The following is a 12,912-nucleotide window of genomic DNA, read 5'->3' as shown; positions in this document are numbered from 1 at the left end:
TAATGAGTCTTTGATACTCGTGAATGAGTCTTTGAACTCCATTAATGAGTCTTTGGTACTCGTGAATGAGTCTTTGAACTCCATTAATGAGTCTTTGGTACTCGTGAATGAGTCTTTGAACTCCATTAATGAGTCTTTGGACTCCATTAATGAGTCTTTATACTCTAACTGCTACTCTACCTTGATGAAATTATTGCTTGAACAACGCCCAAGCCAAAAACCTCTCAGTGTAATACAATGCTAATTGATTGCTCACACCGTTGAAAACAGCATCAAAAGCGTGTTCTGCCCAAGGAATTTCTAGAAAAACCGCAGTATTGCCAGAGTCATGTAAACCTTCATACATCTGTCTACCAAATCGTGCTTCTACCAAATGGTCACGACTGCCGTAAATTAATAAAGTTGGCGGTAAAGGGTGCGTTAGGTAATTTATCGGTGAAGCAATTTGATACTGATTAGGCAATTGTTCTAAAGAACCACCAAAAAATGCTTTTAAAACAGCGCGAGAATTTATAGGATCGGGATTTGGTGGTGTTTTATATCCTTCAGTTAAGTTAACAGGCCCATAATAGTTCACCACAGCGCGAATCGCTGGTGCATCGGGTTGATAAGCCGCTAGCATTGCTAGATGTGCCCCAGAAGAACGTCCTAAGAGTACCATACGTTCTGAATCGGCTTCATATTCAGCTGCATGTTTGCGAATAAAATTCAAGGCTGTATGCACATCATCTAACTGAGATGGAAACCGATATTTAGGTGCGTGTCGATAGTCAATCGCAAATACTGTATATCCATGATTAGCAATATACTGATTAAACTCGGTATTGGCATGAGTATTGCCATATTGCCAAGCTCCACCATAAATTACTACCACTGTTGGATATTTCCCTACCTCTGGAGGTTGATATACTTCCATTTTTAAAGACAATCCTCCAGGAGAAGCAAAGAGAATATCTTTTTGATGACGCGTTTTACCTAATACAATACCCTGAAAGAAATTAACTAAGTTAAAGGGATAGGTTTGCATCTTAGCCCTTACTTGGGGTGAAATTTGCTCTAGATAATTTGCTCCCAACCCTTGTTTCATCGCTTTAGCCATCTGCATTTGAGTTGATGGGATATTCACTAACACCCATCCACAAATTAGCAATCCGATTAAACTGAAAATACAAACTAAACGTTGTAGCTGACGGTGATTCTCTCAGGTTACTTGCTCAAAAGCAAGACGATGGCAACAGTAAGGTAGATTCTACAAAGGTCAATAACGAAACATGAAAAATGTAAAACTGAGCAAACTGTGGGATACGCTCCACTCAAGTTACTGGTTCATTCCCTCAATTATGGCCATAATTACTACTGCATTGGCATTCACAATGTTAATGCTCGATCGCACAGGTAAAGCAAATATTAATTATTGGTGGAGCTACACTGGTGGAGCAGACGGAGCCCGATCGCTTTTAGGAGCGGTTGCAGGTTCGATGATTAGCGTTGCTGCTACAGCCTTTTCAATTACAATTGTAGCGCTTCAGCTAGCTGCTTCCAATTTTGGCCCCCGTTTACTACGCAATTTCATGCAGGACACTGGTAATCAAGTTGTCCTTGGTACATTTATAAGTACGTTCATCTACTGCTTGCTCGTACTTCGGACTATTCATAGTGAGGGAGATGGATATAGTCGGTTTGTACCACAAATTTCGATTACGTGCGGTATTTTACTTGCAATTATTAGCATCGGAGTTTTGATTTATTTTATCGATCATGCTTCTACAATAATTCAGGCTTCGCACATCATTGAGAATGTTAGTAATGACTTAGATAAAGCCATTGATCGTTTGTTTCCCAAAAAAATCGGACGTAGTGTCCCATTTGGACAAGAACTTGCAGAAATACCTGAGAATTTTGACTTGGTTGCAAGTCCTGTAAAAGTTACTAATAATGGTTACATCCAAGCAATTGACGACGAAGAATTAATTAAAATTGCCCGAAAACACAATCTTTTACTGCGCGTCGAGTCTCGACCGGGAAAGTTTGTTATTAAGGACAGTAATTCGGTTATGGTTTTCCCTGGTGAATTGGTAAATCGAAAATTAAGCAAACAAATTAATGATGCCTTTATTTTGGGTAAAGAACGTAGCGAACAGCAAGATATCGAGTTTCCCATCGATCAGTTAGTAGAAATTGCCCTACGTGCGCTTTCTCCAGGGATTAATGACCCATTTACGCCAATTCGCTGTGTTGATAGACTAGGAGCTGGACTGTCCCGTTTAGCCCAAAAAGATTTTCCTTCACCCTACCGTTACGATGAAGATCATAAATTACGTGCGATTGCTTATGGGGTGACATTTGAGGGATTGGTTGATGGTGCCTTTAATGGAATTCGCCAATATGCACGATCTGATGCATCAGTAACCATTCGTTTATTGGAAGCGATCGCTAATATTGCAACTTACACCAACAATTCCAAATACCAAGCAGTTTTACAGCGTCATGCAGAGATGATTTTGCGCGGTAGCCAAGACGGTTTACCAGAAGAATTAGACCGCGAGGATGTACAAAAGCAATATGACAGTACGATTCAAGCTTTAAAAAATCAGACCTTGGCTGAAAGAAAAAAATGAAACCTCTGAATTGGAAAGTTTACCCTGTTTATCGCGTGGGTACAACAAGCTCTACTTATTCAATTATGTACTTAGGAGGTATATATGTTAAATAATTTAGAACCATTTTCACATCCACCAAAAAAAACAGGAATTTGCTGCGACCTTTCGTTTAGTAAGTCGAATTAGTTTTTGGGTACAGTTAGTACTTGGTGGTGTTTCTGGCATTGCTGTATTGTTGGCCTGCTTTAGTCGTAGCATTACTACTCAAACAAACAATGCAGGTATAGGGTTTGGGATATTTTTAGCTATTGTTAGTATTTTATTGCTGTGCTTTCGAGTCTATTGGGCTTTAAATTATCAGAAAATGGCTAAACTTTTACAAACACCAACTTCTGAAAACCATCCAAAAAAAGAAGACGTAATTAAAAGTTTAAAAATTGGATTGATTGTGAGTTTAGTAGGGTTATTAATAGCTTTTATTGCTTCGGAAGTGACAGTTACAGTTATATTGGGGAAAGCAGTAGCACAACCTGAAGGTGTCGCAATTTATCAACCAGAAAATGTAATTCGTTCGCTAGATATTTTTGTCATGTTAGCAAACATCAACATGATTGGCGCTCATTTTTTTGGGGGAGTTACCTCTCTTGGTCTACTTTATTGGTTAGAAGAGTAAGAGGTGCAGCATTGATTTAATTTTCCTAGCTTATGGCTATAGAATTACTAATCTATCTCAGCGATCGCTCGTGGTTTTGCCACAGCAGCTGGATTAGAACGCAGTACAGTCCAGATTGGGATGGATTTGGCATTACGTCGTCCCCACAGTCGCCAAGATGAATTTGAAGCCGATCAAAGAGGACTGAAGACTTTAAGACGTGCTGGTTATGCTCAATCTGCCATGATTGTTTTTATGCAAAAGTTACTCAACCAGCCTTCAGTGCCAACATTTTTGAGTACTCACCCTGCAACCAGCGATCGCATTACTGCCTTAATAAGTGCAATTCATTCTCAAAATGCTTATAAAGGTGGCGGTTTAAACAATACTGTATATGAGGAAAAATTCAATCTTTAAGTTAGTTGATAATAAATTTTGGAGAGGATGTAAGGTAATGAAAATTCGATTGATGCGCTTAATAGTTTTACCATTGGGCTTAATTTCTGTATTGCTTTTGGGGATGTTATCTTTTAGTTTTGCACCTGCCAAGGCGCAGACAAATAATAATACCTCAATTAAAGGTGGGCTTTCAAAATACTCTCCTGTGAAATCTCCCTATCTTAAACCCGGATCTCGTGGACAGCCTGTGAGAGATGTGCAAGCTGTCCTGCAATGGCTAGGATTTTATAAAGGATCTATTGATGGTATCTATGGAGATAAAACCTCTACAGCAGTAGCTACCTTTCAGCGATCGCACAGAATAGTTGGTGATGGTAGGGTAGGAGCGCTGACGTGGCAAGCTTTAATCAGTAGTGTACCACCTGTGCGTCGTCGTTTCTAACAAATCGCTATAAGTACAGTATTTATCAGGGTAAAATGTTGGAGGTTTGATAATCTCTCTATTTTTATTGATGCTAAATATTCTATTTAACTGGAATCCCCTTATGGTCTTAGATTCTGCTACGGGTGAAGTCGTAATTGCAGGACAACTCAAGCAATTTCTACTAGTACTCTCTGTCTCTTTGGGTGTAGCAACACTACCACAAATTTTTAGTTGGTTGCGTCGCATTCCTTATACATTATTACTAGTCATAGTGGGATTAGGATTAGCATTCGTGAATGTACGATTGATTAATCTCTCTCCTGAATTGATTCTAATGATTTTCTTACCGCCACTGCTGTTTGAAGCTGCTTGGAATTTGAAATGGTCAGACTTAAAGCGGGATTTGTTACCTATTTGTCTATATGCAGTAGTTGGGGTGATAATTTCTATTGCTGGAGTAGCACTCGGTCTTCATCAATTCGCTGGACTTGAACTGAGCATTGCTCTATTAGTTGGAGCTAGTCTATCAGCAACCGATCCGGTTTCAGTAACAGCTTTGTTTCGGGAATTAGGAGCAAGCAAACGTCTAAGAACGCTGATGGAAGGAGAAAGTTTATTTAATGATGGTATGGCCGTTGTGGCTTTTGGCTTATTAGTTGCTCTACCGTTAGGTACTGCTAAACTTGATTTACAGTCTGCTTGATTAGAATTTTTTCAGGTAGTAGGCATTGGTATCAGTGTTGGAGGATTAATTGGGTTTGGTATTTCCTATCTAACCCAACGTTTCGACTTACCATTAGTAGAACAATCCCTTACCCTGGTTTCTGCCTACAGCACTTACCTAATAACAGAATATTTAGGTGGTTCCGGCGTGATGGGAGTTGTCACCACAGCTTTAATTTTAGGCAACTTTGGCTCGCGCATCGGCATGAACCCGCGCACACGGTTCATTGTCACTGAATTTTGGGAATTTCTAGCTTTTTTTGTGAATTCGATTGTTTTTCTCTTAATTGGCGATCAAATTCGCTTTGCTGTCTTAGGAGATAACCTAAAAACTATTGCAGTCACAATTGTCGCGATGATTGTGGGACGGGCAGTATCTATTTATGCTTTAAGTAGTCTCAGCAACTGGTTAGCTAAATCCCAAATTCCTTTATCTGAACAAACTGTATTGACGTGGGGTGGGCTACGCGGCTCTGTCTCCATTGCCCTGGCTTTGAGTGTACCAGCCACACTCCCGCAAAGGGAAGAAATTATTGCCACTGTATTTGGAGTAGTTTTATTTACCCTGTTAGTACAAGGCTTAACCATCCAACCATTATTAGAAAAATTCCAACTTTTAGGTTCGCAACCGCTACGTCAAAAATACACGGAAGCAATTGCCCGTCAAGTTGCTCTCCAAAGGGCGCTGGAATATTTAGAAACAACACAAAAGCGTCCCGGAATTGAGCCAGAGTTTTATCAATATCAGAAGACGCTGCTTTCAGGAGAAATTACCTTTTTGCAAGAAGAAATTGATAAGTTACTTGATGAATACCCAAATTTGCAAGAATTTACAACCGAAGAACTGCGAAGAGAACTACTGGCAATTGAAGCTGATACCTACGCTGAGTTTGTCCGCGCAGGTAAGTTAAATAAAGAACTTTCACCTTTTTTGCAAACAAACTATGACAGAGCAGATGGGAAGCAATAAGTCTATACTGCATAGTAAGCGATCGCCACTTAACGAGATTGTAAACTTTTTAGGTGCTATCTTCGTTGACTGTTATTTATCCTCACTTGTCGAACTTTGATTATTCACCCGACTTTGGTGTATTTTTTCCGTTGAACTGCTTAAATAAGTTATCCAGAGGAGAGAGACGAAATCCCGGTGCTTGATAATCTTGAGACAGATAATTTTCTGGTATAGTAATTTGGTTCCCATCCCGAATAGCCGAATAATGAGGAGAAAGAATTTCAATTTCTGCTTCATTACACTTATCTTGAATATTTTGATGTAGTTGTGAATAAATACTCCCCATCAGCATTGGCTTATTAGTATAGGCGTTTAATTCATAGCTCACATAGAAATCATCTAAACTAGTTTGGAACACAAAAGGAACAGGTTCTGCTAAAATATCTTTGGTTGCTAGCGCAGCATCAATCAAAACTTGATGAACTTTGCGCCACGGTAAATCATAGCCAAGCGTTACTGTAGTGTGTAAAATTAAATGATAATTAGGGTCTTGAGCAAGAGCGCTGTAGTTAATAATTTGGCTAGTTAATACACTTCCGTTAGGAATAGTAATCATCACATTCTTGATAGTACGAATTCGCGTTACTAACAGAGTCTTTTCCACAATATCGCCAGTAGTATCACCAATTTTAATGCGATCGCCAATCTGAAAAGCACGGGTATAAATTAGAATAATTCCAGCGACAATGTTGGCAACCAATGCTGTAGAACCTAAGGATAACAAAATACCTAAAAACACAGATATTCCTTGAAAAGCTGGTGAACCAAATCCTGGTAGATAGGGAAAAGCCAGTACTAATGCTAAGCCAATGATTAAAAAGAATACTAGTTTATATGTCGGTTCTGCCCACTCAGGATAAAAACCGGAAATAGATAGAGTTTCATTACCTAATCTTGTAAATATTGGTCTAATAATTTTCAAAATATAGTAGGTTACAAAGAAAATCAATCCCAAGGCGAACAATTTAGGACAATAAGCCACAAATGCTAACCAACTTTGATAGAGAGCTTCTAGAAAATAACTAACAAGTCTAGAACTAAGCTGTTTCGTCCAAGGGAAAAATCCCAAGACTAAGGAAACATAGATATATATAACTCCTAACATTATCATCAGCCGGAGTATTTTCACTACTCTAGTTACAATATTGCTGACTCTAGATGCAGGTAAAAGTTCGATATTTTGAATTCTGATGGCAGGAATCCTGATTCCTTGCCAATTCTGTAATGTAGTAATGATTTTTGGGGAAATCTGATTAAAAACTTTTAAAAATATAAATACACCTAGAGTGGAAAGAAAACTGTAAAGTAGACCTTTTAAAATATAATTTAAGCTACGCTCTTTCCTATACTTAGCGATAGAACCACTGATTTTTTTGATATATTCTTGAGCCAGTTCCTGTCTACTTTTACCTGCGGCTTTTGCATCATTTTCGGTAATAGTAAATATTAGTTTCTCTCCTAAGACAATATTTGTAGTATCTTCCTGGTCTAAACTTTTTAAAGTATCAACAGGAATAGATGGATCATTGGCTATTGTTTCGATTCTACTCGTAACCGCTTGCGAGCGCTCTTGAGGAGAAAAAGAACCGACATTTTTTTTAATAATAAATAGTGTTTTGTCTCCCAAAATTACAGGAGTACCATCTATCTTATTAACAGCTTCGGAAGTCTGATTAACAGTAGGATTTTTTTCTTGAGAGTAACTAACTGTCATAGTGATGAACAGTATAAATAACATCACAACTATGACAATAAACTTGTGAAAAAAAATTAATTTTTTTTTATTGCTATATCTTACCATAGATAGTTGATTGTTTAAATATATTTACTGCTTATTCTGAAAAACCAAAATAATAAATCGCTAAATATAATATAATAAGTTATACAAGGCAATACAACTCAACGTAAAAATTTATCTATCTTTATCTTTGAACACTTACATCTTGAATAATTCTGCAATCCCTTTTGATGGGTAAATTTTTGATTTTGATGACTTGTTGCCTAAGGTATTACTGTATGAAAGAATCTCAACATTGTCTGATAACTACTGCCAATTCCTGCCCAATATGGTGACTCGGCCACTCATTGCTAACGTAGGCAGGATTATCTAGTTCAATTGCCGCATCGTTGTAGCATTTATCTGCGGTAACAGACATTGTAGCAGTGATAAAATATCAGGCATGGGCTGAACAGTAGTTTTTGAGTTGTCGTTTTGAGAGACAATAACTCTACTACAGCAGCCCTCTCTCTTCATACTCTTTTTTTGGCAAAGGTATTGTAGCTATCTACGCTATTAATTCTTCGCCTGTGGCTGCGAACCAGGAATCGTTACATCTATTGGTGTCACCTGTTTAGCTAACTGTGTCAATGGGGGTTGAATGGCGGTTTGATTCCCCACTACTAGAGTCACAATCTTTTCTGGCTTGAGGTATTCTCGTGCTACCCGTTGCACATCGGCTGCGGTGGTGGCGGCGACGGCTTTTTGATAGCGAAACAGAAAATCAGCAGGATAGCCGTAATATTCGTATCGCATCAATCGTGATAAGGTTTGACCTGGGTCTTGAAAATTGAATACAAAGGAGTTGAGTGTAGACTCTTTAGCATAAGCTAGTTCTTTTGCTGTCACTCTTTGAGTTTGGGTGCGCTTGATTTCAGCTTGTAAGGCTTTGACAAATTGGACAGTAGCATCTGATCGCGTTTCTCCACCAGCAATAAATATGCCAGGATAATCGTAGCGGGGACTCCACTGGCCGTAGACAGAGTAAGCTAAACCTTGACGCGATCGCAATTCATTAAATAAGCGTCCACCAAATCCATTTAACACTCCATTCAATACATCCAGCGCTGCATAATCGGGACTGTCGAAACGTCCGCCCAAATGCCCGATAAGCACACTACTTTGCGTCAGTTGTGGCTGATTGACAAAAAAGACTCCACCTGTGTTAGCTGGTGAAACCTTTGGTAATGTGGGTTTAGCAATACCTGGGTTACGCTGCCAACCGCCAAACTTAGCTTGAATGAGCGATCGCATTTTCTTACTCTCAAAATCCCCCACAATCCCCAAAATTATATTATTGGGGTGGAAATATTGCTGATAAAACTTGAGCAAATCCTCACGCTCAACCTTATCCACCGTTGCATACTCTATCGTGCGAGCATAAGGACTATCTTTTCCATAGAGCAATTTCTTAAATTCCCGACTAGCAATCCCATCTGGATTATCATTACGACGGGCAATGCCACCTTTAGCTTGTGTCTTAGCCAAGTCTAGCTTTTCTTGAGCAAATACAGGCGATCGCAGCACCTCAGCAAACAGCCCAAACACCGTTTCTAAATCTTCACTGAGTGCGTCAAAGCTAGCACTACCAGAAGTTTCACTAATACCAACTTCCACAGATGCTGCCCGTTGTTCTAATATCTCGTTGAGTTCATCAGACGAATGGTTCTTAGTTCCTCCAGTTCGCATTACCCCGCCTGTAAAACCAGCCAACCCAACTTTTTCCATTGGTTCCAAGCGATTTCCTGTGCGTACAAACGCTGTACCATTCACCAACGGTAACTCGTGATCTTCCATTAAATACACAACTAAGCCGTTTTGCAGCACAAACCGCTCATACTTGGGTAACTTAATCTCAGGTAGCGGTGGTAGCTGCAATTCTGTGTAATGCTTTGCCTCAGCCGTCGCCGCCAGAGAAAAATTACAAGTTAAAAGTAAGCACGCAAAAACAGCAACCAAAACATAAATCAACCCCTTCCTATTTTGAATTTTCAACGTTATCTGCCTTTTACCCTTCACCTTATACCTCTGCATACCTCTCTTCCTTTGCGCTCTTAGCGTCCTTCGTGGTTCGTTTCTCTTAAGATTCTTTCGACAACAACTTACCAATCGTGCGATTTTCTGGCGTAAAAGTCTCCTTTGCCACTCGCACAATATCAGCCGTCGTCACCGCTGAAATGTCATCCAACTGCTTAAACAAATTCCGCCAAGAGCCAGTTTTCACCTCATATTCCAACAATTGTTGCGCCATCCCCATATTGGAATCGAGAGTACGTAACAAACTCGCCCGTGCTTGGGTTTTCACCCGTTGCAAATCAGCCGCCGCTACAGGCTCAGTTTTTAATTTGTCAATTTCTTGACGTAAAGCCACCGCCAACTCATCAACTGTATGACCAGGAGCTGTGAGAGCATAGAAAAATATCAAGTTTGGGTATTTATCTCCAGGAAATCCACTGTAACCTTGAGCATTTAGCGCCAAACGTTGCTTTTCTACCAAAGATTTATATAGCCGCGATGTGCGCCCATCGCTTAATAAACTGCCAATAATTTCATAGACGGCATTATCTGGATCGGTAATTGCCGGACGATGATAACCTTCTAAATACCAGGGTTGTGAAGGTAGCTGTAAAGTAACTTCTCGTGTTTGTTGTTGTGGCGGTTCCACCGGGATTTGTTCAACAGCTTTGGTTTTGGCTTGATAGCGGCCAAAATAAGTTTGCGCCAATTTTTTCACCTGAGTGGGATTGACATCTCCGACAATGGCGATCGCTAAATTACTTGGTACGTAGTGAGTATCAAAAAACTTTTGGACATCTTCTGGTGTCAGATTGCGGATATCTTCGTCATAACCAATCACTGGACGCCTGTAAGGATGGGCTTTGTAAGCAGTATCAATAAACTTTTCCACCATCAATCCAATGGGTGAATTCTCCACCCGCATCCGTCGTTCTTCTAAAATTACATCTTTCTCTTTATAAAATTCACGACGAATTACCGGATCGAGAAATCGCTCCGATTCCAACGACATCCAAAGTTCTAGCTTATTGGCAGGAAAGCTGTAAAAATAACGAGTGGCTTCGGTTGAAGTATTGGCATTTAAACCCACGCCTCCCGCTTGTTCGACAATTTGCCCCAATTCATTTTGCTTGACTAGCTTACCTGCTTGCGATTCCACTTGCTCAAACTCAGTTTGTAACCGAACAACCTCAGCTTTTTTGCCATCGGCTTTCGCTGTTTTAATTTGAGCATTCAACTGCTCTAAGGTATCTAGTAGCGGTTTTTCTTTTTTGTAGTCTTGTGTACCAATGCGCGTTGTGCCTTTAAACGCCAAATGTTCCAGAAAGTGAGCTACACCAGTTTTACCATCTGGCTCATCCACACCACCCACATTCGCATAAGTAAGAAAAGAAACCACGGGCGCTTGATGTCGTTCCAAGACAATGAATTTCAAACCATTGTCGAGGCGAAACTCCGTTAACTGCTTAATAACTCGATCGAGATAAGGTTGGATTGAACTTTCAACTGGCGGAGTTTGAGTTTTGGTTTCTTGAAGAGGTGGTGCTGTCTGAGTTTGAGCTAGAGCGACTTCTGGCAGCAATCCCCACGAGAAGATAATTAAAGTCAACAAAGTGACAAATAACCGCCGTAATATGACAGATACTCGATCTGAGCAATCCAAAATCCCCAATCGTTCGACTGAGATGTTTGGCGATCGCTCAGTCGAGCTGCGCTGACGACGAAGTATAAAATCCAAAATTGACTGACTGCTCTGGTTCATAAGCGAAAATTAAGATAAAGTTACATTACCTAAATAACAGGATACTCAGCAAAAGAACGTTAATCTTGTATTAAGCTTTCAGTGGCTCTTTATAGTTGACATTAGACAATAATGCTACAAGTCTTGTTACGGATATCTCACCATAACTGTTATGCGAGTTTTTAATTCTTCCCCGCCCTCAGAGGTTCAGACGCGCACCCGGATTTTACAGGCAGCGCAACGGTTGTTTGCCTCTCAGGGATTTGACGGCACTACCACCCGCGACTTAGCACAAACGGCAGGTATAGCTGAAGGCACTCTATTTCGTCATTTTCCTAATAAAAAAGCAATTTTGGTGGAAGTAGCCACGAGTGGCTGGGTAGAGATTCTCACAGATTTGCTCACAGAATTAAGTGAAATGGGCAGCTATAAAGCCGTCGCTCAGGTGATGCGCCGTCGGATGTGGAATTTTCAAAAAAATGCAGATTTGATGCGTGTTTGTTTTATGGAGGTGCAGTTTCACCCCGATTTGCGCGATCGCATTCAATTAGAAGTCATTACTAAAATGACTGATGTGGGTGAAGCATTCTTTCAAACAGCGATGGATAAAGGCATTTATCGTCAAGGGAACGCAAAGCTAGTTGCGAAAGTTTTCTTAGGAATGTTTGCGATCGCAGGTTTTTCTAACAACACCCTCATCGAACCTGACGCCTCTCCCCAACAAATGCAGGAAATGGCCGAAGGACTTGCTGATATCTTTCTTAATGGTGTTTTAGCTAAAGATTAGGGAATTGGGAAAGAGGAGGCAGGAGGCAGAAGGCAGAAGTTCTTTAATTTTGAATTTTGAATTTTGAATTGATTCTCCTTAATCCCACTCCCTACTCCCCACTCAGCACTCAGCACTCAGCACTCAGCACTATTTTCGCTTGCTGACTCCACTGTTGTACTAGCTCAATTGCTGGACATAAATCTCGGCGCTGCATTGTTGCTACTTGTAAGCGCATAATTTGTTGGTGCAATCTGTGAGTGGGAGTTTGAGCTAACTGCACTACAGAACCAATACCTGCATGAAGCAATAAACCACAATATTGTGTGCCGACACTGGGAATACGCGCCAAGTCAGCTAAAGCCATCCATTTATTTACATATTGAAGATGAATCTGTAGTTTATTTGCTAACACCAGTCTTGACTCTAGAGTTTTACCTTGTTTGACTAAGGCTACTGTGGTAGTAATTCCACAATTTTGAAGTTGAGATTGTTCCTCATGGCTCAGTCCAGGTAATTGCTCAATTGGCCAATCACGAGATTGGATAGTAGTTCTACTAGCTTTGTGTTTAGCAGACATTTTTGAAATAAAAATATAGGCTTGTTTAAATATTGTGACAGTTGCTTCTTCGCAAAAGTACGCTCTTACGGTTTAGTGTTTGTATTGACGTGCAATTTTAACTCAATCTTCTACAATGGCATTGTTTCGCCTGACAATACGATTGTTTCGCCTGACAATACGATTGTTTCACCTAACAATGCGATTGTGTCGCCTAACAATACGATTGTTTCGCCTGACAAT

9 protein-coding genes and 3 pseudogenes are annotated in these 12,912 nt (G+C 40.1%); 6 read left to right on the top strand and 6 right to left on the bottom strand.

The genetic code is table 11. From position 1 onward, the window contains the following. Positions 1-190: 190 nt before the first annotated feature. A complete protein-coding gene (locus ACFE93_RS31370) occupies positions 191-1,126 on the bottom strand; it encodes an alpha/beta hydrolase (RefSeq protein WP_375479515.1) in 936 nt (311 codons plus the stop codon). A 145-nt stretch (positions 1,127-1,271) separates the two neighbouring features. Here ACFE93_RS31370 and ACFE93_RS31365 point away from each other — a divergent pair, with 145 nt between their 5' ends. From ACFE93_RS31365 to ACFE93_RS31345, 5 genes and pseudogenes are all read left to right on the top strand, one after another. Further along, positions 1,272-2,618 (top strand): DUF2254 domain-containing protein, encoded by a 1,347-nt coding sequence (locus ACFE93_RS31365; protein ID WP_375479513.1) that lies wholly within the window; start codon positions 1,272-1,274, stop codon positions 2,616-2,618. Positions 2,619-2,702: 84 nt separating this feature from the next. Further along, positions 2,703-3,273, top strand: a pseudogene (locus ACFE93_RS31360) (DUF3611 family protein). Between the two features lie 54 nt (positions 3,274-3,327). After that, on the top strand, positions 3,328-3,669 hold the full coding sequence (locus tag ACFE93_RS31355) for a M48 family metalloprotease (RefSeq protein ID WP_375479517.1): 342 nt from the start codon (positions 3,328-3,330) through the stop codon (positions 3,667-3,669). 37 nt (positions 3,670-3,706) lie between these two features. Beyond that, positions 3,707-4,093 (top strand): peptidoglycan-binding protein, encoded by a 387-nt coding sequence (locus ACFE93_RS31350; protein ID WP_375479511.1) that lies wholly within the window; start codon positions 3,707-3,709, stop codon positions 4,091-4,093. A gap of 103 nt (positions 4,094-4,196) precedes the next feature. Next, positions 4,197-5,768: pseudogene (locus tag ACFE93_RS31345) on the top strand (Na+/H+ antiporter). 100 nt (positions 5,769-5,868) lie between these two features. Here ACFE93_RS31345 and ACFE93_RS31340 read toward each other — a convergent pair. The 4 genes and pseudogenes from ACFE93_RS31340 to ACFE93_RS31325 form a co-directional block, all read right to left on the bottom strand. Continuing rightward, positions 5,869-7,524, bottom strand: a complete 1,656-nt coding sequence (locus ACFE93_RS31340) for a mechanosensitive ion channel family protein (RefSeq protein WP_375479509.1) — start codon at positions 7,522-7,524, stop codon at positions 5,869-5,871. 290 nt (positions 7,525-7,814) lie between these two features. After that, positions 7,815-7,992 (bottom strand): annotated as a pseudogene (locus ACFE93_RS31335) (IS4 family transposase); the annotation flags it as partial. A gap of 111 nt (positions 7,993-8,103) precedes the next feature. After that, on the bottom strand, positions 8,104-9,621 hold the full coding sequence (locus tag ACFE93_RS31330) for a M16 family metallopeptidase (protein ID WP_375479507.1): 1,518 nt from the start codon (positions 9,619-9,621) through the stop codon (positions 8,104-8,106). A gap of 46 nt (positions 9,622-9,667) precedes the next feature. After that, positions 9,668-11,365: a M16 family metallopeptidase gene (locus ACFE93_RS31325; protein ID WP_375479505.1), complete on the bottom strand. Its 1,698-nt coding sequence runs from the start codon at positions 11,363-11,365 to the stop codon at positions 9,668-9,670. Between the two features lie 151 nt (positions 11,366-11,516). On the opposite strand from ACFE93_RS31325, the gene ACFE93_RS31320 reads away from it, so the two are divergent. Continuing rightward, the gene (locus tag ACFE93_RS31320) at positions 11,517-12,131 is read left to right on the top strand and encodes a TetR/AcrR family transcriptional regulator (RefSeq protein WP_375479503.1); all 615 of its coding nucleotides are present in this window, start codon (positions 11,517-11,519) and stop codon (positions 12,129-12,131) included. Positions 12,132-12,240: 109 nt separating this feature from the next. On the opposite strand, the gene ACFE93_RS31315 is transcribed toward ACFE93_RS31320, so the two are convergent. After that, positions 12,241-12,690: a DUF4332 domain-containing protein gene (locus ACFE93_RS31315; RefSeq protein ID WP_375479501.1), complete on the bottom strand. Its 450-nt coding sequence runs from the start codon at positions 12,688-12,690 to the stop codon at positions 12,241-12,243. Positions 12,691-12,912 lie beyond the last annotated feature (222 nt).

Source organism: uncultured Nostoc sp., from assembly GCF_964247315.1.
Lineage (GTDB): Bacteria > Cyanobacteriota > Cyanobacteriia > Cyanobacteriales > Nostocaceae > Nostoc.
The sequence above is the reverse complement of the archived record's forward strand: the minus strand, read 5'-3'. Positions and strand labels throughout refer to the sequence as shown.

What these genes read in the sequence shown, in the direction of transcription:
- ACFE93_RS31340 (WP_375479509.1), bottom strand. Translation starts at nt 7,524, where the DNA reads ATGACAGTTAGTTACTCTCAAGAAAAAAATCCTACTGTTAATCAGACT.
- ACFE93_RS31350 (WP_375479511.1), top strand. Translation starts at nt 3,707, where the DNA reads ATGAAAATTCGATTGATGCGCTTAATAGTTTTACCATTGGGCTTAATT.
- ACFE93_RS31330 (WP_375479507.1), bottom strand. Translation starts at nt 9,621, where the DNA reads ATGCAGAGGTATAAGGTGAAGGGTAAAAGGCAGATAACGTTGAAAATT.
- ACFE93_RS31325 (WP_375479505.1), bottom strand. Translation starts at nt 11,365, where the DNA reads ATGAACCAGAGCAGTCAGTCAATTTTGGATTTTATACTTCGTCGTCAG.
- ACFE93_RS31315 (WP_375479501.1), bottom strand. Translation starts at nt 12,690, where the DNA reads ATGTCTGCTAAACACAAAGCTAGTAGAACTACTATCCAATCTCGTGAT.
- ACFE93_RS31320 (WP_375479503.1), top strand. Translation starts at nt 11,517, where the DNA reads ATGCGAGTTTTTAATTCTTCCCCGCCCTCAGAGGTTCAGACGCGCACC.
- ACFE93_RS31365 (WP_375479513.1), top strand. Translation starts at nt 1,272, where the DNA reads ATGAAAAATGTAAAACTGAGCAAACTGTGGGATACGCTCCACTCAAGT.